General features: G+C 68.2%; 21 protein-coding genes and 1 tRNA gene. 13 read left to right on the top strand and 9 right to left on the bottom strand.

What is annotated here, in order from left to right; translation table 11 throughout:
* Positions 1-136 precede the first annotated feature (136 nt).
* Together ACFHWS_RS15555 and ACFHWS_RS15550 are read left to right on the top strand one after the other, a co-directional pair.
* Entirely contained in the window at positions 137-964 is an 828-nt protein-coding gene (locus ACFHWS_RS15555; protein ID WP_416568447.1) for a hypothetical protein, read from the top strand.
* Positions 965-1106: 142 nt separating this feature from the next.
* Positions 1107-1180: transfer RNA gene (locus ACFHWS_RS15550), tRNA-Ala, on the top strand.
* Between the two features lie 393 nt (positions 1181-1573).
* On the opposite strand, the gene ACFHWS_RS15545 is transcribed toward ACFHWS_RS15550, so the two are convergent.
* Together ACFHWS_RS15545 and ACFHWS_RS15540 are read right to left on the bottom strand one after the other, a co-directional pair.
* Positions 1574-1753 carry a hypothetical protein gene (locus tag ACFHWS_RS15545; RefSeq protein ID WP_416568426.1) on the bottom strand — a complete coding sequence of 60 codons (180 nt, stop codon included), beginning with the start codon at positions 1751-1753 and terminating at the stop codon, positions 1574-1576.
* Entirely contained in the window at positions 1732-2790 is a 1059-nt protein-coding gene (locus ACFHWS_RS15540; protein WP_416568425.1) for an MFS transporter, read from the bottom strand. Before ACFHWS_RS15540 ends, ACFHWS_RS15545 begins: the two co-directional genes overlap by 22 nt.
* A 124-nt stretch (positions 2791-2914) precedes the next feature.
* Here ACFHWS_RS15540 and ACFHWS_RS15535 point away from each other — a divergent pair, with 124 nt between their 5' ends.
* The 6 genes from ACFHWS_RS15535 to ACFHWS_RS15510 all read left to right on the top strand — a co-directional run bounded on the left by ACFHWS_RS15535 (position 2915) and on the right by ACFHWS_RS15510 (position 7078).
* Entirely contained in the window at positions 2915-3382 is a 468-nt protein-coding gene (locus ACFHWS_RS15535) for a hypothetical protein (RefSeq protein ID WP_416568424.1), read from the top strand.
* Complete coding sequence (locus ACFHWS_RS15530) at positions 3330-4163, top strand: hypothetical protein (protein ID WP_416568423.1); 834 nt, start codon at positions 3330-3332, stop codon at positions 4161-4163. The genes ACFHWS_RS15535 and ACFHWS_RS15530 overlap by 53 nt, the downstream gene beginning before the upstream one ends.
* A 67-nt stretch (positions 4164-4230) precedes the next feature.
* Positions 4231-4626: a hypothetical protein gene (locus tag ACFHWS_RS15525; RefSeq protein WP_416568422.1), complete on the top strand. Its 396-nt coding sequence runs from the start codon at positions 4231-4233 to the stop codon at positions 4624-4626.
* Positions 4627-4720: 94 nt separating this feature from the next.
* Positions 4721-5104 (top strand): DUF1622 domain-containing protein, encoded by a 384-nt coding sequence (locus ACFHWS_RS15520; protein ID WP_416557563.1) that lies wholly within the window; start codon positions 4721-4723, stop codon positions 5102-5104.
* Positions 5105-5187: 83 nt separating this feature from the next.
* Positions 5188-5640, top strand: a complete 453-nt coding sequence (locus ACFHWS_RS15515; protein ID WP_416568421.1) for a ChaB family protein — start codon at positions 5188-5190, stop codon at positions 5638-5640.
* A 202-nt stretch (positions 5641-5842) separates the two neighbouring features.
* A complete protein-coding gene (locus ACFHWS_RS15510) occupies positions 5843-7078 on the top strand; it encodes an acyl-CoA dehydrogenase family protein (protein ID WP_416568420.1) in 1236 nt (411 codons plus the stop codon).
* A 543-nt stretch (positions 7079-7621) separates the two neighbouring features.
* Here the strand turns inward: ACFHWS_RS15510 and ACFHWS_RS15505 are convergent.
* The 5 genes from ACFHWS_RS15505 to ACFHWS_RS15485 form a co-directional block, all read right to left on the bottom strand.
* Entirely contained in the window at positions 7622-7966 is a 345-nt protein-coding gene (locus tag ACFHWS_RS15505; RefSeq protein WP_282233744.1) for a VOC family protein, read from the bottom strand.
* A 136-nt stretch (positions 7967-8102) separates the two neighbouring features.
* Positions 8103-9530, bottom strand: coding sequence for an MFS transporter (locus ACFHWS_RS15500; protein ID WP_282233745.1), 1428 nt, complete (start codon positions 9528-9530; stop codon positions 8103-8105).
* 136 nt (positions 9531-9666) lie between these two features.
* Positions 9667-10668, bottom strand: coding sequence for an alpha/beta fold hydrolase (locus ACFHWS_RS15495; RefSeq protein WP_416568419.1), 1002 nt, complete (start codon positions 10666-10668; stop codon positions 9667-9669).
* A 329-nt stretch (positions 10669-10997) separates the two neighbouring features.
* Positions 10998-11351, bottom strand: coding sequence for an ArsR/SmtB family transcription factor (locus tag ACFHWS_RS15490; RefSeq protein WP_416568418.1), 354 nt, complete (start codon positions 11349-11351; stop codon positions 10998-11000).
* The gene (locus tag ACFHWS_RS15485; RefSeq protein ID WP_282233748.1) at positions 11348-11791 is read right to left on the bottom strand and encodes an SRPBCC domain-containing protein; all 444 of its coding nucleotides are present in this window, start codon (positions 11789-11791) and stop codon (positions 11348-11350) included. Before ACFHWS_RS15485 ends, ACFHWS_RS15490 begins: the two co-directional genes overlap by 4 nt.
* Positions 11792-12385: 594 nt before the next feature.
* On the opposite strand from ACFHWS_RS15485, the gene ACFHWS_RS15480 reads away from it, so the two are divergent.
* From ACFHWS_RS15480 to ACFHWS_RS15465, 4 genes are all read left to right on the top strand, one after another.
* On the top strand, positions 12386-13210 hold the full coding sequence (locus ACFHWS_RS15480) for a p-hydroxycinnamoyl CoA hydratase/lyase (protein ID WP_282233749.1): 825 nt from the start codon (positions 12386-12388) through the stop codon (positions 13208-13210).
* Positions 13207-14757, top strand: coding sequence for an AMP-binding protein (locus ACFHWS_RS15475; protein ID WP_416568417.1), 1551 nt, complete (start codon positions 13207-13209; stop codon positions 14755-14757). Before ACFHWS_RS15480 ends, ACFHWS_RS15475 begins: the two co-directional genes overlap by 4 nt.
* Positions 14758-14848: 91 nt before the next feature.
* Positions 14849-15547, top strand: coding sequence for a DUF899 domain-containing protein (locus ACFHWS_RS15470; RefSeq protein ID WP_416568416.1), 699 nt, complete (start codon positions 14849-14851; stop codon positions 15545-15547).
* A gap of 178 nt (positions 15548-15725) precedes the next feature.
* Positions 15726-16472 carry an SDR family NAD(P)-dependent oxidoreductase gene (locus ACFHWS_RS15465; RefSeq protein ID WP_416568415.1) on the top strand — a complete coding sequence of 249 codons (747 nt, stop codon included), beginning with the start codon at positions 15726-15728 and terminating at the stop codon, positions 16470-16472.
* Between the two features lie 78 nt (positions 16473-16550).
* On the opposite strand, the gene ACFHWS_RS15460 is transcribed toward ACFHWS_RS15465, so the two are convergent.
* Both ACFHWS_RS15460 and ACFHWS_RS15455 read right to left on the bottom strand, forming a co-directional pair.
* Positions 16551-18092: a GMC family oxidoreductase gene (locus ACFHWS_RS15460; protein WP_416568414.1), complete on the bottom strand. Its 1542-nt coding sequence runs from the start codon at positions 18090-18092 to the stop codon at positions 16551-16553.
* Positions 18093-18228: 136 nt separating this feature from the next.
* Positions 18229-18942, bottom strand: a complete 714-nt coding sequence (locus ACFHWS_RS15455) for a TetR-like C-terminal domain-containing protein (protein ID WP_416568413.1) — start codon at positions 18940-18942, stop codon at positions 18229-18231.
* Positions 18943-19061: 119 nt separating this feature from the next.
* Between ACFHWS_RS15455 and ACFHWS_RS15450 the strand changes: the two genes are divergently transcribed.
* On the top strand, positions 19062-20249 hold a 1188-nt coding region (locus tag ACFHWS_RS15450; RefSeq protein WP_416568412.1), incomplete at its 3' end, for a carotenoid oxygenase family protein.

Here is a 20249-nt window from a genome sequence, read left to right as displayed (position 1 = left end):
GCCATGGTCGGCGCGGCGTACAAAATTCCTGGTCGGACGCCCGTAACCTCAAGTAACGAGAAGGTACGGCAACCTATCAAGCCTTCATGTCCGTGCATGGGTGGCGGGTTGCCTCGGGGTGACGGGAGGGGTGAGGGTGCCGACCTCGGTGCTCCTCGCCGTCCTCGCCGCCGCCGGGCTGCTCGCCCTCGCACCGGCGCTGGTCCGCCGGTACGACGCTACCGAGCGCCTGGTGGCGGAGCGGGCGCAGTCGACGGCGCGGGTGCTGCAACGCCGCCGCCGTCGTCGCACCGTGCCCGGGAAACGGCCGGTCAACCCGCCCCGCCGGCTTACCGTGCGCCGCGCTGCCGGTCCGGAAGGTGGTACGGCGCCCGACGCCGAGTCGTTCAACGATCCGTCCGCTCCGCTGCCGGCCGGCGGTCGGCCAGGCGCCGGTCGACGGGGTGGCCGGCTGCGGCTCGTCCCGACTGCCGGCGTCCGACCGCGCCGTGCCCCAGCCCGTCGGCACACCCCGGCAGTGGTTCGCCGCCGGCGGGTCTTCGCCGCCTTGCTGCTGCTCAACCTGGTCGAGCTGATCGGGGTGCTGGTGGTCGGCCCCGGCTTCTGGATCAGCTTCGCGGTCACTGCGGTGCTGCTCGCCGTGTACCTGGTGCATCTGCGCAACCGGGCGATCGCCGACCGCCGTCGCCGCCGGCACCGCGCCCGGGAAGCGGCCTGGCTGGCCGCCCGGCAGGCCGAGGTGCGCCGTGAGCAGGCCCGACGGGCCGCTGCCCGCCGGGAGCAGCAGCGCCGGCTCGCCGCCCAGCGGGAGGTGATGCGTCGCGCCGCGATGGGCCTGGACCGGCCGCGTGACCTGCCGGCGGCGGCCAGCGGTGGGGTCGGCGGGTCGGTCTCCTACCGCCGCACGGGCGGACTGCGGGGCCGTGCCTACGAGGCCGGCCGCAGCTACGACGGCCGGTCCTGACCGGCGTCGAGGTGTGGTGGGAGCCGGGGTGCGTGCCGGGTAGACCCGCGCGCCCGGGCGGGATCGATTCGCGCGTCGGGTGCCCGACCTGTTAGCCTTGTCGCCGGTCCACTGCTGGTCTGGCAGCGGATCACCCGATTCTGGGGCTGTGGCGCAGTCCGGTAGCGCACCTCGTTCGCATCGAGGGGGTCAGGGGTTCGAATCCCCTCAGCTCCACATAATCTATGCCCTGACCAGCGACAACGCCAGTCAGGGCATACGTCTTTCTATGCAATCTCAAATCACCCCCCGGAACCCCCACAGGGAGTCGTACGACTCCCAGCAGCTTCAGGATCAAGGAGCGGGCTGAGGGCGGCAATGCGGCTGTACGACCGCAAGGTCGCAGACGGCGGCGAGCAGTTCCTTGAAGCGGGCCGCGCGCTGCTCCGAGCGAGTGCTCACCCCGACGATCGGCGGCGTTTTGACCCCGCCAGTCGCGGACGACGGTCGGCTGGCCCGCCACGAAGACGCAGTCGATGCGGAAGTTCTCGCTGACCAGCCGCTCACGCACCCGTTACTCTATCCGGGCGCGCTCCTCGGCGTCGTAGCCGAAGAACTCAATGGAGGGCATCAGACTCCCTCCCCGATTCGTTCAACGTGTTGGCGCTGCGCCCAGGCAGCGGAGCGTAGTGTTCCGACGCCGCCGGCAAGGAAGAACGCGGCGAGCACGAACCAGCCGCCGACGCCCCAGTCAACCAGCAGCACCGTCGGCAGACCGGGCGCCAGTATCAGCGCCCCGGACTGTGCCATGCCGAGCATGCCTTGATATTCGCCGTGGGCGTCGTCGGGGGCCAGCGCGACCGAAAGGCCGAAGCCGCTGCTGACGAAGCCGAGCTCGCCAGCGACGTGGACGGCCGCTGCGACCGCAAGTACGGCGACGACCACGGTGCCCGACCGGTGATAGGAGGCCGCGAAGACGAGGCACGACACCGCGAGCGCCAAGCCCGACCAGAGCCCCATCCGGGCCGCCGTCGCAACCCGGTCGGCGTGCCGGACCGCACGCCGTTGCGGGGCGACGCCGGCGCCGGCGTCGCCGCCGATGAGCACGCCGATGATCCAGCGGGGCGCGCGCCGGTGTGCGCGCTGATCCACAGCGGCAGCACCACGTCCAGCAGGGCCCAGCTGAGGGCCAGCATGCCGTTGAAGCCGCAGATGGCGAGGAAGGGCCGGTCACGTACCGCCAGAGCCTTGCGCCGGACTTTCCGGTCCCGAAGCGACGCCACGTGCGGGACGTGGGTCAGCAGCAGGGTGAAGCAGAAGCAGGCGGCGCCGTAGCCGAAAACGAGGGACACGTACGCGGGGCGGTTGTCGAGGGACCGGACCAGCGCACCGAGCAGCGCGCCGACCACCATCCCGCTCTGTGTCAGCGAGCGGGCCGTGGCGAGGCTGTTCAGCCGCTGCTCGCCGCTGGTTAGGCCGGCGATGAGGGCGATCCGAAAGGCCGGTGCCGTGCGTTCCGCGCCGACGGCCAGACAGGTGATCGCGGCGAGGCCCCAGAACTGCCGCGTGAAAGCGAACGAGCAGACGGCGAGCCTTTGCACCGCACCGATCACCATCAGCGTCTCGCGTGCACCGAGCCGGTCGGCGAGATATCCGGCCGGTCCGCCGAGGACAAGGCCCGCGACGCCCGCGACCGTGATGCCGATCGCGAACTCGGTCGTGGAGAGGCCCGCGAACCGCGTCAGGAACATTGCCCAGCAGGTGAACCACGCCCTACGGCCAAGGGAGAGGACCGTCGCCGCCAGGTAGAGGGGAGGCGAGCGGACGCCGAATGTCACCGTTCGCATGCCCAGGGCGATCCGGACGGGTGGGCGTCGTTCTGGTCATGCCCTGCGCGCCGCCGATTCGTCGTCGCGAGGGGCTGCCAGCAGGACCGACAGCGCGTCGGCGTCGGCCCCATCGAATACCTTGATGAAGCCGTTCTGCCCGATGATCCGGGCGCCGCGGAAGGCCTCGGCACGCTCGGCGGTGGTCGCCGGCGTAGCTCTGCGCCAAACAGGTTGCGGCAGCCATTCGGATGTCGCTATAGCGCTCTGCCTTCGAGGCATCAGTTTCCGCGCTGTATTGGTGCTGGCCCGGCGTGGCCTCACCCATCTGCTCGAACATCTCGTGCTGCATCCGCTCGGCGCCGCCGACTACCACTACAACGGCACCACCGGTAGCGTGGTGACTCACTTTCACCTGTCGGGCTCCGTCGACGACATCACCACCTTTTTGACCGGGGTGTGCAGGTCGTTGCGGGAACTGCCGGTGCACCGCCTGGACACCCGAGAAGGCAATCCTGGACACCGAGTGGGCCGGCCGGACGGCTGCCGCCACCGACCAGTTGCCGCTGTGGCGCTACGGCGCGCGGGACTACGGGCTGGGTGCGTTCGCTGAGCTCGGACTGCCTGCGATCACCGCCGAGGACCTGCAGGAGTGGGCGGCCCGGTACTTCACCCGGGAGAACGCGGGGCTCTGGCTGGCCGGTACCGAGTTGCCGCCAGATCTGCGGCTGGAGTTGCCGTCCGGGACCCGGATGCCGGCTCCTGCTGCCTCGTCGGCGCTGGCAGGTACGCCGGCGTTCTTCTACGGGCCGGGTCGGGCGACCGCAATGGACGCGGTGGTGCCCGCCGGGGCGGCTGCGCGGGTGCTCAACGATGTCGTCGAGCGGGAACTGTACCGGGCGCTGCGGCAGCGGGACGGCCTGTCTTACACGACCGCCACCAGCTACGAGCCACGAGGTGATGGCAATGCGGTGGTCACCGCCCTCACGGACGCCCCCAACGGCAAGGAAGACGCGGTTCTCGGCGGCTTCGTCGACGTACTGGCCAGGATCCGGGTGGGTCGGATCGACGAAGCGGACGTGGCTGCCGTCGTCGGCAGGGCCACCGATGCGTTGTCCAGCGTGGAAGCGGACGGTGCGCGGCTGCCGTCGATCGCGTTCAACCTGCTCACCGGCCGTCCGGTGCGGTCCAGCGACGACCTGACCCGGCAGTTGAAGGAGGTTACCGTCGAGTCGGTGCATGCGGTGGCAACCACCGCGCACGCGTCGTCGCTGCTGATGACGCCCCGTGGCCGGAGCGCCGACTGGGCCGGTTTCACCCGGGCCGAGCCGGGCCTGGTGGGGTTGCTTTCCGGCACCAGCCACCGTGGACTGGGCGGGCTGGACGGCCAGTAGCTGATCGTCGGGGCGGAGGAGGTCAGCCTCGTCGCCGGGGCCCGGGCAGTCCGGGCAGGCGGTATCGGTGCGCTACGACCGTTGTGCGGCGATGCTGGCCTGGCCGGACGGTGGCCGTCAGCTCATCGGGGACGACGGCGTCAGCCTGCAGTTGGAACCAACGGTTTACGAGGGTGCCACCGCTGATCTGGCCGACGCCGCAGTCCCGGCCGGGCGGCATCCCCGGGCGGGCGTCGCCGGCAGTGGGGCGACCGCCCGGTTTCAAAGCCTGGGCAGCGGCCAGCAGTTAAAGGTCGGGGCACTGGGGCTGATCACGCTCGTCGTCGGGGTCGCCGTGCTCAGCCTGACCATCGCCATGATCGTCGGAGCGGTTGACTTCCGGGTGCTGAGCGCGCTCGACAGTTGGATGATCGCCGGCTACCTGGGCCGGGCGTTTCTGAAGGCCTGGATCGAGGGCAGCTGAGGGGCCAAATCTGAGATCCCGCTCCGTGAGCGGATAGCGCGATTTACCCTGGTCGTGCACCGGGCGTCAACCGAGACGGACATCGTGGTCAGGGATGAACTTCGAGACAGCTGTCCTGGTCATCGGTACGACGGTTGACGCCCTCGGTGTGCTGATCATCCTTACCGGCCTAGTCGTTGGCACGGTGCTCTACCTGCGTGGCGCGTTTCGTGAGCGGAACATGCGGGGGACCTACCGCCGGTACCGGCAGGACATTGGCCGGGCGATCCTGCTCGGGCTGGAGTTTCTTGTCGCCGGGGACATCATCCGTACCGTGGCGATCTCGCCGACCTTCCAGAGCGTCGGCGTGCTGGCAATGATCGTCGCGGTGCGTACCTTCCTCAGCTTCTCCCTGGAGGTCGAGCTGGACGGCCGGTGGCCGTGGGGCCGGCGACGTCGCACCGGCGACGACGCCGCGGCGATGGATCCACAGGCATGACCGGCGGCATCGCGGGTATGGGATGCGGTACGGCGAAACTCAGTGCCGCCCCCCGGCGCCGACGACGTCCGTGAGGAGGAACGATGGTTGCCAAGCGGGAGAAGGCCGATAAGCACCAGCAGGCCGAGCAGATGCGCGACGACGTGCCCAGCACGATCGCCCGCTCCGACGACAAGGCCGTACGGACCTACAAGAAGACCCTGGAGTCGGCCGAGGAGAGCTACGACGATCCGGCGCGGGCGCACCGTGCGGCGTACGCCTCGTTGAAACACAGCCACGAGAAGGTCGGCGACCACTGGCAGCCAAAGGACAGCCTGGGCCCGTCCGATCCACAGGCGGCCCAGGGCACGCCCCGGTCGCTGCGCCAGCCCCGGGAGACCGCCCAGGGGGTCGACGCCAACGCCAGCAAAGGCCACCTCGACGAGGTGGCGCGCCAGGTCGGCATCGACCACCCGCAGGACATGAACAAGGACGACCTGGTCGATGCGATCGGGAAGGCAAACTCGCGGGCGACCGCGAGGGCCCGCAAGAAGTGAGGGTGCCGGCGGTCCGGCCGTCCGGACGAGGCGGATCCGATCCGTAGCGGATCGGGCGGCTCGACCCCGGTCGGCGCGGGCAGACTCGACGGGGCGGAAAGGGCACCTTCTCCAGACCGGTGCAGCGCAGCTCCGGCGGTTGCGCGACCGCCGCCGGCAGGTCGCGGCAATTAGGAAGAGGCGCGATCGTGCTGCATATGCGATGGTCGATTCACGTTGCAGGTCCCCCCTCTGGAGGCGGAAAGTGTCGATCACTGAACTTTCGAGACATCAACCTACACTCGAACAGGTGAAGAGCTCCTTGCCGGAGTTGGTGCCCACGCTCAGGGAGAAGGCACAATGGTCGGAGGAGAACCGGCGTCTTCACGATGACTCTCTCCAGGCCCTCGCTGATGCCGGGGTCTTCAAACTGCGGATGCCGGCTCGCTACGGTGGGTTCGAAGCCGATACACGTACGTTGGTGGACGTCGCTATCCAGCTCGGCCGGGCGGACGGCGCGTTGGCTTGGACTGTATCGACCTACTGGATCGCCTCCTGGATCGTGGGCCTGTTCCCGGATGAGGCCCAGGATGAGGTCTTTGCCTCGCCTGACGTGCGGATCTGCGGTGCGGTCAGCCCGAGCGGCACTCTCGTGCCGGTCGATGGCGGTGCCGTGCTGAACGGCTCGTGGCATTTCGTCAGCGGCGCGCTGCACGCGGACTGGCAGGAACTGGCTACCATCCGACTGCGGCCGGGTGCGGACCCGGAGCCGGTCATCGCCGCCGTGCCGATGTCGAGCCTGCAGATCGTCGACGACTGGCACACGTCCGGGATGGCCGCAAGTGGCAGCGTCACCACGACGGCGAAGGACATCTTCGTTCCCGAAACGCACATCATCCCGTTGGAGTCGGCAATCCGACCGAATTCTCTTTCGAAGCTGGGCGCTGACTCGCCCATCTACCGGAGCCCAACGATCCTGGCCGGTTCTGCGGCCACGGTCGGCATTCTGGTCGGAATGGCGAAAGCTGCTCGCGAGGCATTTTTCGAGCGCATGCCGTCCCGGCCGATCCGGTACACCGACTACGAACACCAGGCAGAGGCGCCGGTCACGCACATCCAGGTCGGTACCGCCGTGATGAAGACCGAGCAGGCCGAGTACCACGCATACCATGCTGCCTCGCTGGTCGATGCCAAGGCCGCCAGCGGTGAGCCGTGGACGACCGAGGAGCGCGCCCGGGTGCGCGCTGACGAGGGCTGGGCCACCAGGTTGTCCAAGGAGGCCATCGACATCTACGCGTCGGCCAGCGGAGGCTCGTCGATCTACCGCAACGAGCCGATCCAGCGAGTCGTCCGGGACATCCACGCAATCAGCGTGCATCCGATGTTCAGCCCGGACAGCAACACCGAGACGTACGGGCGGGTGCTCTGCGGGCTGCCGCCCAACACGATATTCATCTAGGGGAGACGGCCGGGGTCACCGCCGTAGACCGGTGGTGACCCCGGAAGGCCCTCGGCGGTCGTCTGTGGTGCGAGACCGTCGTAGCCGGGCAGAGAGCCGCTGCGCTTCAGGCGCAGCGGCTCTCTGCTGTCGGGACGGGGCCGGATCGCGGCAGGGTCGGGCGGACAGCCAGTCGGGCAGCGGGACCGGCGGGCAGGTCAGCGATCTGTCTGGCCAGTTCCCGGGCTTCCCCGGGACCGCCGATGAGGTGATGCCGCAGGTGCGTATACCGGTGAGAGCGAGGCGGACATCGGCGGACCTGTACCCCACAGCTCGACTGGCTCTCAGCCGACTGCCCGACGGTCCTGCCCGCAGCCCTGTCCCTGGATCTCCACATCGCGGACGGACCTACGATCCTCAGGCAGGCAAGGGTAGGCGACAGATCCGGACGCTCCGGACAAATTCGCTTCGCCCGGCGTATGCCCTGGACAGCGGCGTGCCCGGCCAGCGAACGGGGAGGCTGGCCGGGCACGGGTCCGGTAAGGGCAGGACGCGCTCGTCGTCCTACTTGAACTGGATGATCTGCAGGTAGTTGCCGTCAGGGTCGGTGAACGTCCCGAAGCGGCCGGAGGGGCGGTCGGCGACAGGGGAGAGCCACTCGACGCCGGCGGCTCGCAGCTGAGCCTCCATAGCGTCGAAGTCGTCGACGTGGAAGTTGAGAATCATGCGACCCGGTTCGTTGTTCTTCGCGTCGACGTCGTCGCGGTTCTCGATGACCAGGAGGAAACCGCCGAGGTTGATCGGGCCCTCACCGTTGTAGTCCGGGGCGAGTGCCTTGCGGTACCACTCCTTCAGCTCGGCGGGGCGGGTGGTGCCGAGCAGGATGCTGCTTAGTTTGGGTGTGAGCATGACAAATCTCCTTTGTCGTCGGGTGCGAAGCCTTCGTCGTCATCAGCCGGGGATGCCAGGTGCGCGTACGGGCCGGGTCGACTTGCCTTTGGTGACGGCATTCCGCGCGGCGGACTCAGTCCACCGACGTGGTGACTCAGTCCACAGACGCAGCCAGCTTTTGGCCGGAGGTCTGCTCCGCGGGTGTCTCCGCCACTGTAGTCTCGCCGTCACCTCCGCGCGGGCGTAGTCCGAACCAGATGAGGACCACACTAGCCAGTGTCACGGCGACGTTCACGCCCAACGCCAGCTGAATTCCGGTCAGCTCCACGCTCTGCGTGGCGGCGATTGAGACCATGATCGGAGCGCCGATGGTAAGTGCCACCTGCTGGGTCATCGAGGTCAGGCCGGTGGCCAGACCCTGCTCCTCGTTGGGCAGACCGGAGGTGCCGACCACCGTGTACGAAACGATGCACGTGACGTGTACGAAGAAGCCGATGAACAGCGCGGGGATCAGGATCAGCAGAGCCAGCCGGTCGGTACCCAGGAAGGCCAACGGCAGGATCAGCAGGCCCTGCAGGGCCAAGCCCACACTAAGGACACCCCGGCTACCGTACCGACCGAGGATGCGTCCGGCGATCGGCCCTGCGGCGACCGCGGCCAGGCCGGGCACGCCGAAGGCGAGTCCCGTGGTCACCGGCGAGAAGTTCAGAACATTCTGCAGGTAGAGCGTCATCAGGAAGATCATGCCGGTCTCCATGGAGAAGATCACCAGACCGGCGTAGTTGCCCCATTTGACGGTGGGCCGCTTGAGGAAGCGGACCGGCACCAGAGGCGCGGACGAACGGCTCTCGACCATCCAGAACGCGACCAGCAGCAGCAGGCCGACGACGCCCCAGATGATGTTCTTCTCCATGACGGCGTAGACCACGGCCAGCAGACCGGCGGTCATGGTGACCGCGCCCGGGACGTCGAGCTTGACCCGGTCGGGAATCCGGCTTTCCTTGATCAGCATCGGGGTGACCACCAGGATGGCCGCCGCGATCGGGACGTTGACGAAGAACGCGGCCCGCCAGCTCAGCAGGCTGACGAGGGAGCCGCCGAGAAGCGCCCCCGCCGTGAAGCCACCCGACAGGATGGCGCCGTTGAGACCGAGCGCCCGCTCCCGCATGCCACCCTCGGTGAACGAGGTGGTGATGAGCGAAAGCGCCGCTGGGACGGCCATCGCGGTCGCGGTGCCCTGTAGCGCCCGAGCGGCCAGCAGCATCTCGGGGTTCGTCGCGAAACCGCCGAGCAGTGACGCGCCGGCGAGCAGCACGATGCCGGACAGGAACAGCCGACGGCGACCGAACAGATCCGCCATCCGACCGAACAGGAGCATGAAGCCGGCCGCAGGCAGCGTGTAGGCGGAGACGATCCAGGGCAGCCCGGTCAACCCCAACCCGACGCCTGCGCCGACCTCGGGTAGCGCGACATTCAGGATCGAGTAGTCGGCAGCGAATACGAAGGCGGCGGCCAGTAGAACCAGCATGATCAACCGCTGCCGGCTACTGAACTGTAGTGGCGGGGATGTTTCGGTAGTCAAGATGTGATCCCTTCCTCGAAAGACCGATGTTGCCGACGATCAGCACGCTCTCCGGACTGGCCAGATGACTCGGCGGCGCACGCCGTTTGTCAGCGCAGGTCCGGAGAGCGTGGACCGGGTTTGCGTCGCGGTGTTGCTACAGGCCGGCGAGGAACTTCAGCAGCTCCGCGTTGACCTCCTCAGGTGCCTCCTGCTGCGTCCAGTGCCCGACGCCAGGCAGCACGGTGGTGCTGGTCAGACCGGGTACCAGGTACTTCAGGTTGGGAATCAACTGGTCCATCCCCGGCAGCTGGATGCTTCCGTCCCGGTCACCGTGGACGTACAACGCCGGTACCGTCACGGGCGCTCCCTGCCACGGTGCGGTCAGCTCCCAGCTCAGGTCGATCGTCCGCCACCAGTTCAGGCCCCCGGTGAAGCCGGTCCGGCTGAACTCGGCCGTGTAGTGGTCGAGGTCGGTCTCGGTCAGCCAACCGGGCAGCGCCGCCGGTTCGGGCATCAGGTCGAACAGCTTGCCGCCGGTCGGCACCACCGGCATGGTGGGCCCCGCTGCCTGTGGGGAGTTGCCGAAGCCCCAGTGGAAGATGCGAGTCAGGGAGGACCGCACGTTCTGCTCCAGCTCGGCCTCGGCGATACCGGGCTGCTGCAGATACTGCATGTAGAAGCCGTCGCCCAACGCTCCGCGCATCCCGGTCAGCGCGCTGACCGGACCACGCGGCAGGTAGGGCACGCTGAGCGAGACGACGCCACGAACTCGGTCGGGCCGCATCAGTGCGGCGTTCCACGCCACCGAGGTGCCGAAGTCGTGGGCGACCAGCACGGCCTGCTGCTCCTCCAGCGCGTCGAGCAGGCCGATCACGTCGCCGACCAGGTGCAGCTGGGAGTACTGCTCCACGGCGGTCGGCAGGTCGGTCTGGCCGTACCCGCGTAGGTCGGGGGCGACGACGTGGTATCCGGCGGCGGCCAGCGCTGGAATCTGGTGACGCCACGAGTACCACGACTCCGGAAAGCCGTGCAGCAGCACGACCAGCGGACCGTCGCCCTGCTCGGCAATGTGCATCTGGATGCCGTTGGTCTGTACGACGCGGTGACGGATACCGCTCGTCACGTCCTGGCCGGTGGCGGATTGTTCGTTGCTCACGGTGCACCTTCCTTCTTGGTCACGCTGAGTGGTTCCAACGAAGAATCCTCCCTTCCGGAACGTGCTTTTTCCACTTCTTACTTGCCCACGCTGGCCCGTTTTGGCCGTCGTGACAGATAGCGCCAGACAGGAATTTCATCCCGTGTTCGGTGTCCGTTGACAATGTTTTCCATCGCGAGGCGGCCACGACCGGTCATAGGCGCATGAATTCGAGATTCGCCGACGGGTACGCGCGCCACGCGCTACACGACGTCGTACCCGTCGGCAAGGGATGACTGGTGCTCGTGCCGGTCGGTCAGCGCAACCAGCGATGCAGCATGCTCACCGGGTCAGTCCGACTTCTGATCGGCCGATTCGGCGGCCCGTCTGATGTTGGCCAGTCGCCGGTCCCAGTCGGTCGCGACGGCGGCCATCCACCGCACGGTCGCGTCCAGCGCGGCCGGATGCACGGCGTACCGCACCTCGCGACCCACCCGGCTGCCCGAAACCAGCCCGGCGGCGTTCAGGACGGCGAGATGCTTGACCACCGCCTGTCGCGAGACAGGCAGCTGTTTGGCAAGGGTCGTCGCAGTGAGCTCGCCCTGTGCGGCCAGCAGGTCGAGGAGATGCCGCCGAGTCGCGTCGGCCAGCGCAACGAGAACACTGTCGACGAACTCGGCTTCGCCACGACGTTCTGGCGTCACACAGATGCCTCGGCGCGCTTCTTGAACCCGTCGAAGACCTGGGGCCAACCGCTGTCGTTGTTCTTCAGAGCCTCGCTGCGCTGCTCCTCGGAAACGGCCAGCGCGGCGAAGCCGCTCTCCACCACGCGGAGCCGGGTCTTGTCGCCCTCGGCGGTCAGGGTGAACTCGACCAGGGTGCTGTTGTCCTCCCGCAACTCCTCGCCGGGGAACGCGCTGGCCCAGCGGTACGCCACGTAGGTAGGTGGCTGGACCTTCTCCACCCGGACCGGGAAGTCACCGTACTCGGGGTTGCGAGCCGTCATGGACTCGCCCTCCTTCGCCACAGTGCCGGCCACCGTCGCCTCGTCGGCCACCCAGAAGCCGGGTTCGGCCACCAGCGACCAGACCCGCTCCATCGGCGCCGCGATCAAGGTCTCCCGCTCGATCCGATCTTCGCTCATCGGTGACTCCTGAACTTCGTCGTTGATTGCCACCTCATGGTTGCACGTCACCCCAGGTTGCGCAACCCACGGGTTGCACAACCTGAGTGGTTCTCGTCAGATGATCGTGCGATGTTGAGTATGCCCAGGTCAGTTGCGGATCCTGGAGCGGGCGGGTGAATGAGGAGCCGGATCGGGCGGGCTTGCGGTAGTCCTGGCGCAGGGATCACCACGGGGGTCGGGCCGGCCTGCTGGCCGTCCTGGCGCCGCTGTCACTGCTCAACGATCCTCGACGACCACGCGGCTGCTGTCGTCTTCGAGAATGCTCACTCCTTGGCTGTGGCGCGACCTGTCACGCCGGGCCCGGGCGGTCGATCGTAGACCGTCGTTGTGGGCAATATTCGACAGGCCGTGCGACCGGAGCCTGTCGTAGCAGGCCGACCGGCGGTCAGTTGTGCAAGGCAACACCAAAGAAGCGCTGCGGTTCTCTACTTGTGATGCTCGTACCGCGGCGGGCCTACCGGAGGCTGCACTGACGAAATCCGGATTGTACGGCCGAGCGGCCAAGGCCATGTGCGCACATTTTCGTTGTCCGACCGGAAAGAGGGAACCGAGATGATGGTGCTGGAAACCGTGAACCTCGAGATGGACGGCCCGGTGGCCACAATCTATCTGAACCGCCCGGCCAAGAAGAACGCGATGAACCCGCAGATGCACCGGGACATGAACCAGGCGCTCGACACGATCGAGGCGGCCGGTAACGTCAAGGCGGTCGTGGTGACGGGCGTCGGCGACAGCTTCAGCGCCGGGATGGACCTCGAGGAGTGCTTCCTGCAGCCGTTCGACGACCCGCAGCTGTTCTACCGGACCAACCTGGTCGCGTTGACCTGGTTCAAACGGCTCAAGGCGTTCCCGGCGGTGACCATCGCCAAGGTCAACGGGTTCGCGTTCGGCGGCGGCCTGCTGGTCACCGGCCTCTGTGACCTGGCCGTGACGTCGGAAACCGCTCTGTTCGGCCTTTCGGAGATCAACTTCGGAATCTTCCCGGCCGGCGGCGCGACCTGGGCAGCCACCCACAATCTGCCCCGCAAGCAGGCGCTCTACTACATCCTGACCGGCGACACCATGACCGGCCAGCAGGCGCAGGAGTACGGCCTGGTCAACAAGGCGGTGCCGGCCGACCAGCTGGACGCCGAGACCGACCGGATCGTGCGGAAGATCGCCAAGAAGAACCCGATCACCCTGGAACTGGCCAAGCAGGTCTACGAGCGCACCACCACCATGGACCTGCCGACCGCCATTGACTACGACCAGGCCAAGCTCTGGGAGCTGTCCCGGCTCAGCGGCAACGAGTGGGTCAACGTCGCGCTGAAGCAGTTCGAGAAGCGCGCCTACCAGCCAGGGCTGAGCACCTACAGCCGGGCGGAGGCGAAGTCATGACCACCACTGCCCCGACGCCGATGACGGTCGACATCCCGGACCTGTCGCTGCCGGCATTCGTGCTGCAGCGCGCCGAACAGTACGGCGACCGTACGGCACTGGTCGACGTGGCCGGTGGCGACGGCTACACGTACCGCCAGCTGGCCTCGATGGTGCGTCGGCTGGCCGCCGGGCTGCACGCCCGTGGCTTGCGCCGGGGCGACGTGCTGGCGATGCTCGCGCCCAACGTGCCGGAGTACCCGATCGTGGTGCTCGCCGCGTCGCTGGCCGGCGGCACGGTCGTCGTGCTCAACCCGATCGACACGCCCGACGATCTGGCCGGCCACCTCACCGACGCCGGCGCGAAGCTGCTGGTGACCGTACCGTCCGAGGTGCCCAAGGCGGCGGCGCTGGCCGCCCGCACCAAGATCGAGGAGATCGTGGTGATGGGCGAGGCGGACGGAGCGACGCCGCTGTCCGAGCTGCTCAGCGACGAACCGGCGCCGGAGGTGGCCATCGACCCGGCGCAGGACGTCGCGGCGCTGCTGCACTCCAGCGGCAGCACCGGACGTCCCAAGGGGGTGATGCTGACCCACCGCAACATCGTCGCGACCGTGTTGCAGACCAGGACGGTCACGCCGCTCGGCGCAGACGAGAAGGTGCTCGCCATGCCGCCGTTCCACCACGCGTTCGGTCTGATCATGGTGATGAGCGCCAGCCTGCTGCAGGGCGCGACGATCGTGACGATGCCGCGGTTCGACCCGGAAGGATACGTCAAGGCGATCCACGACCACCGGATCACCCGCCTCTACATTGTCCCCACGCTCGCCGTGCTGCTGGCCCGCAGCCCGCTGCCGGACCGGTACGACCTGTCGTCGGTCCGGTCGATCGTCTCCGGCGGCGCCGCGCTCGACCCCGAGATCGCCCGGCTCTGCCGAGAACGGCTCGGCTGCCACATCGCCCAGGGGTACGGTCTCACCGAGGCGATGACGTCGTTCATGCAGCTCGAGGAGCCGTTGGTGCCTGCGTCGGTGGGCCGCACAGCGCCCAATGTCGAGTGCCGGATCGTCGACGTGAACACCGGTGCGCAGCTCGGTGCGCACCAGCGGGGCGAGATCCTGATTCGGGGTCCGCACGTGATGAAGGGGTACCTCAACGCCGCCGAGGTGACCAGCAAGGTGCTCCGGCCGGACGGGTTCCTGCACACCGGTGACCTCGGCTACCTCGACGACGACGGCGAGCTGTTCCTCGTCGACCGGATCAAGGAGCTCATCAAGTACAAGGGCCAGCAGGTCTCCCCGGTCGAGCTCGAAGCGGTCCTGATGACCCACCCGAAGGTGGCGGACGCGGCGGTGATCGGCGTGCCGGACGAGGAGGCCAGCGAGATCCCGAAGGCCTTCGTGGTCGCCAAGGAGCCGACCACCGAGCAGGAGCTCATGGCGTTCGTCGCCGAACGGGTGGCGCCGTACAAGAAGATCCGGCAGATCGAGTTCATCGAGCAGATTCCCCGTACCCCGGTGGGCAAGATCGAGCGGCGACGGCTGAAGGAGCGGACGTTCAGCTCGTAGTCGGTGCCGGGCAAGCGGGGAGAAGTCCCGGCGACCCGTTCCCTGTCACTCTGGCCATGGATGGTTCCGGCCGAAGTTCTGAGGAGATCTGATGAATTCTCCGCAAGTTGTCTCCAGAGAAGAATGGCTGGCGGCACGCACAGCGCTGCTGGAGAAAGAGAAGGAAGTCACCAAGGCGCGGGACATGATTGCCCAAGAGCGCCGCAATCTCCCGATGGTCAAGGTGGAGAAGGAGTACCTCTTCGAGGGGCCGAACGGCACGCTGACGCTGCTCGACCTGTTCGAGGGGCGCCGCCAGCTCGTCGTGCGGCACTTCATGTACGCCCCAGGCGACAAGGAGGGATGCATCGGCTGCTCGATGCAGGCCGACAGCGTCGGCGAGCTGTCGCACATGTGGGCCCGGGACACCACCTTCGTGATGATCTCGCGGGCTCCGCTGGCCGACTTCCAGGCGTTCAAGGCCCGGATGGGCTGGGAGATGCCCTGGTACTCGTCGTTCGGCAGCGACTTCAACTACGACTACGAGGTCTCCACAGAGCAGGGCGAGTCGCCCGGCGTCAGCGCCTTCTACCGCGACGGCGACGACGTCTACTTCACCTACTCGATCTTCGACCGGGGTGGTGAGATCTTCAAGAACTTCTACAACTATCTGGACATCACCCACCTCGGCCGGCGCGAGGACGAGCTCGAGCACCCGTGGGACTGGTGGCGTCACAAGGACCGGTACGACGCGGAGAACGCGGCGGTGCCGGGCACCAACTGGTGGAACGGCACCAGGTTCCAGAAGTAGCCCCTGATTCGGGCGAAACGGCTCCGGCTTCTGGCGAATCCGTGGATTCGCCAGAAGCCGGAGCCGTAGGCCTGTCCCGGCCGTTCCGCGTCGGACCGGCCACCAACCACCGGCCGGTGCAACGTCGGGCCGGAGCAGCCATCCAGCAGCCACCCCGTCATCTGACACAGGAGGAACCATGAGTGACATGTCTGGCCGGACCACGATCGTGGTCGGGGCGAGCCGGGGCCTGGGCCACGGGGTCGCCACCGCCTTCGCCGACGCCGGTGCGCCGGTGATCGCGGTGGCCCGTACCGCGATGGACTTCCCGGTGCCGGCCAACGGCGCCGGATCGATCCAGCCGGAGATCGCCGACGCCGGTGAAGCCACCGTCCCGGCCACCCTGATCGACCAGTACGAGCCGGAGGCCGTGATCCTGGTCGCCGGGGCCACCCCGCACATGCGCCCGCTGCAGGAGCAGACCTGGGAGACGTTCTCGGTCAACTGGGAGACCGACGTGCGGATCACCTTCCACTGGCTGCGCGAGGCGCTGCTCAAGCCGCTGCGTCCCGGCAGCCGGGTGATCGTGATCAGTAGCGGTGCCGTGCTTGGCGGATCGCCGCTCAGCGGCGGCTACGCCGGCGCGAAGGCGACTCAGCGCTACATCACCGGCTACGCCCAGGACGAGGCGAAGCGGGCCGGCCTGGACATCACCTTCACCACCGTGCTGCCGAGGTTCGCGCCGATGACCGGGGTGGGCCTGCCCGCCGTACGGGCGTACGCCGCCCGCGCCGGCAAGTCGACCGAGGAGTTCGTCAACCGGATCGGGCCGCCGCTTACCCCGCAGATCGCCGGTGCCGCGATGGTGGACCTGGTCCGGGCGGACGCCGCGACGGTCGCGCCGGGCTACGAGCTCACCGGAGCCGGGCTGCAGAAACTGTCCTGATCCCGTACCGACGGTGATGCCCCGCGGGTAGCGCGCTACCCGCGGGGCATGTCGTATCACCCCGGTCGGTGTCGGCGGTCAGGAGGCCGTCAGCCAGTCGGCGAGCCGCTCACCGATCATGATCGAGGTCAGGTTGGTGTTGCAGTTGACGATCGACGGCATGACCGAGGCGTCGCCCACGTACAGGTTCTCCGTGCCGTGCACCCGCAGCCGTTCGTCGACGACCGCGTCGGCGTCGTCGGCGGTGCCCATCCGGGTGGTGCCCACCGGGTGGTAGCCGCTGTCCAGGCTGAGTCGGACGTAGTGGCCGAGGATGTCGTCGTCGGAGACCATCTCCTCGCCGAGGACGACAAACCGGTCGCCGCGGTCGACGATGCCCGGGGTCTGCATCAGCTGCCAGCAGGTGCGGACCGCGTCGACCAGGATCTTGATGTCCTGCTCGGTGGCGAGGAAGTTCAGGTCGATGTCCGGCGGTGAAGTCGGGTCGGCCGAGGCGAGCACCAGGCGTCCCCTCGACTGCGGCCGCTGGTGCACCACCATCACCCCGAAGATCGTCTTCGCCGCGGCGAGCATCTGCAGCTCGGGGAAGAGCGTCAGATCGAAGTGATTGATCATGTAGTACTGCAGGTCGTTGAACTCGTCCGAGCCCGGTGCGGTGGTGCGCACCATGGTCTGCAGGAAGGCACCCTGCGGGTCGAACGTGCCATCCTTCGGCACCATGAACGCGCCGGTGCGCGGGTGGTCGATCAGGGTGCCGCCGACCCCGGGACGGTCGAGTAGCACGTCGATGCCGAGCCGGCGCAGATCGCCGGCCGGACCGATGCCCGAGCGCATCAGGATCGCCGGCGAGTTGACCGCCCCGGCGGCCAGTACGACGTTGCGGGCGTGGATCTCCTCGGTGCCGCCGGCCGGGTTGGTGACCTCCACGCCGTGCGCCCGGGTTCCGGTGAACAGCACCCGGTTGACCTGCGCCCCGGAGTAGATGGTCAGGTTCGCCCGGCCGCGGGCCATGCCCAGGTAGCCCATCGCGGTGGAGAACCGGGTACGGGTGTCGTCGCGGTTCGACGGGATGGGACCGACCCCGGTGGCCTCGGGGTGGTTGTGGTCCTCCACGTCGGGGAAGCCGGCCTTGAGAGCGGCTTCGTGAAAGACGTGCTGCACCGGGGCCAGCTCGTCGGGCCGCCACCGGCGGATCGGGATCGGACCGCCCTGACCGTGGTACTCATTGTCGAAGTCCAGGTCGTTCTCGAGTCGCTTGTAGTACGGCAGGACCTCGTTCCAGGCCCACGCCGGATTGCCCATCGACGCCCATTCGTCGAAGTTGTTCGGCGTGCCACGCAGGGCGATGGTCGCGCCGACAGCAGACGATCCACCGGTCAGCTTCCCGCGCGGGAAGATGATGCGCCGGCGGTCGGTGATTTCGGCCTTGAAGTGCCAGTCGTACGTGGACATCGACATGGCGCTGCCGTCGAGGATCTCGTCCGGTGTCTCGGCGACTGTGGCGTAGTCCGGACCCGCCTCCAGTAGCAGTATCCTGCGCTGCGGGTCCTCGCTCAGGCGGGCGGCGAGTGCGGCTCCGGCGGACCCGGCTCCGACCACCAGATAGTCAAATTCGTTCATCAGCGGCGTCCTTCGGCAGTGTCGAGTTGGCGATCCTGGGCGTTCCTCACAGGAATGGATGCGCATCCATCACAGGACCTTCACGTCCTCCGATGAGCATCACATTTGCCAATTCGCGGTGCTTCTCCGCCGTTGCTCAGGGTGTTACTTCTCCGGTATTGCTCAGGGCGCTGTCCTTCTGGCTCGGTGCCGACGCCGACGCCGACCGTGGCGGTCGGCGTCGGCGGGCCCGGGCCAGCGAGATCATGGTGGCTTCGTGTTTGTCGCCGGCGCCCACCATCAACGAGCGCAACTGGGTCTCGAAGCACAGGTCGGCGTCGTACGGGTCGATCAGGTAGCCGCCGAGTTCGAGGGCGACCAGACCGTGCAACGCGATCCACATGGTCTGCCCGACGAGCAGCGGATCGGCCGGCCGGAACCGGCCCTGCTCGGTGGCCCGGGACACGGCGTCGACCAGCGGCTCCAAGGTGTACCGGCCGTGCTGGCGGTCACCCTCGCCGAGGGAGAACCCGCCGAGCGCCGAACTGCCGAACATGACCAGGTAGAGCTGCGGGTGGTCGAGGGCGTTGGCGCGGTACGCGTACCCGAGCGCCATCACGTCGGCCACGGCGTCGTTGGTGGCTCGGACGGTCGCCATCCGCCGGTGCAGCCGGGCGAAGCCCTCGTGCACCATCGCCCGGACCAGGTTGTCCATCCCGCCGTAGTAGGTGTAGACGACGGTGGTCGACGTGCCGACCTCGGCGGCCAGCCGGCGGGTGGTCAGCGCGGCCGTGCCGCCTTCGGCCAGCAGCCGCGCGGCTGCTTCGAGCAGGGCGGCGGCCAGCTGCGGATCGACCCGGCGCGGACTCACATTGACATGTTCTCACGTCCGGCGTACCGTCAAGACATAACATTGTTACGTAACCTTGAAACGTAACGCTGGTGCGTAACGATGCCGTCCAGGTCGTGTACGGCCGGTGGAGGCCCCCGATGAGCGTCGTCACCCACTCACCCCTGACTCCCGCGACCGTCCGCCGGGACAACCGGCGTCCCGTCGCTCACGAGACGACCGGCACCGACCTGGTCGTCAGCGGTCGGTTGCCCGCCGAACTCGATGGCTGCCTGGTCCGGATCGGCCCCAACCCGACCCGGCCCGACCCTCGGGCACACCCGCTGGTCGGCGACGGCATGGTGCACGGCGTGCGACTGCGGCACGGCCGGGCGCTGTGGTACCGCAACCGGTGGGTACGCAGCGACAGCGTCGCCCGTACCCGCGGTGAACTCCCCATCCCCGGCCCCCGGCACGGGCTGAGCGACAACGCCAACGCCAACGTGATTCGGCACGCCGGCCGTACCCTCGCGCTCGGCGAAGCCGGCGTCCTGCCGATCGAGCTCGACGGCGAGCTCGACTCGGTGGCCCGGATGGACTTCGACGCGACCCTGCCGCACGGCTTCACCGCGCACGCCGAGACCGACCCGGTCACCGGGGAGCTGTTCGCCGTCGCCTACTACCACGACCTGCCCTATGTCGAACACCTGGTCGTCGGCGTGGACGGCCGGGTGCGGCACAGCACCCGGATCGAGGTGGCCGGCACTCCGCTGATGCACTCGGTGGCCCTGACCGACCGGCACACCGTGCTGTTCGACCTGCCGGTCGCCTTCGACCCGGCTCTGGCCCACGCCGGATCCCGCTTCCCGTACGCCTGGTCCACTGGTCGGCCGGCCCGGATCGGCCTGCTGCCCCGAGCCGCCGCTGGGCCGGTCGTGCGCTGGTTCGAGGTCGATCCGTGCTACGTCTTTCACCCGGTGAACGCTTTCGAGACCGCCGACCGGTGCGTGATCGACGTCGTACGGCACGAGCGGGTCTTCGACCGGGACCGCCGGACACCCGGTGAGTGCGCCCCGACGCTGTGGCGCTGGACCCTCGACCTGACCGGCGGGTCCGTCGCGGCCGAACAGCTCGACGACATTCCGCAGGAGTTCCCGCGCATCGACGACCGGCGCAAGACGACCCCCTACCGGTACGCGTACACGGTGGCCATGCAGGACGGTACCGGCACGCTGGGCGGCTCGGCGCTGCTGCGGCACGATCTGGACCGCCGGGACGTGGCGGTGCACGACTTCGGGCCGTACCGGGAGGCGGGAGAGGCCGTATTCGTGCCGCGTGGCCCGGTCGGC

It is taken from the genome of Micromonospora sp. LOL_013 (genome assembly GCF_048060315.1).
In the GTDB taxonomy this organism is placed as follows: Bacteria; Actinomycetota; Actinomycetes; order Mycobacteriales; family Micromonosporaceae; genus Micromonospora_E.
Note: the sequence above shows the minus strand (reverse complement) of the source record. Positions and strands in the feature narration are given on the sequence as shown.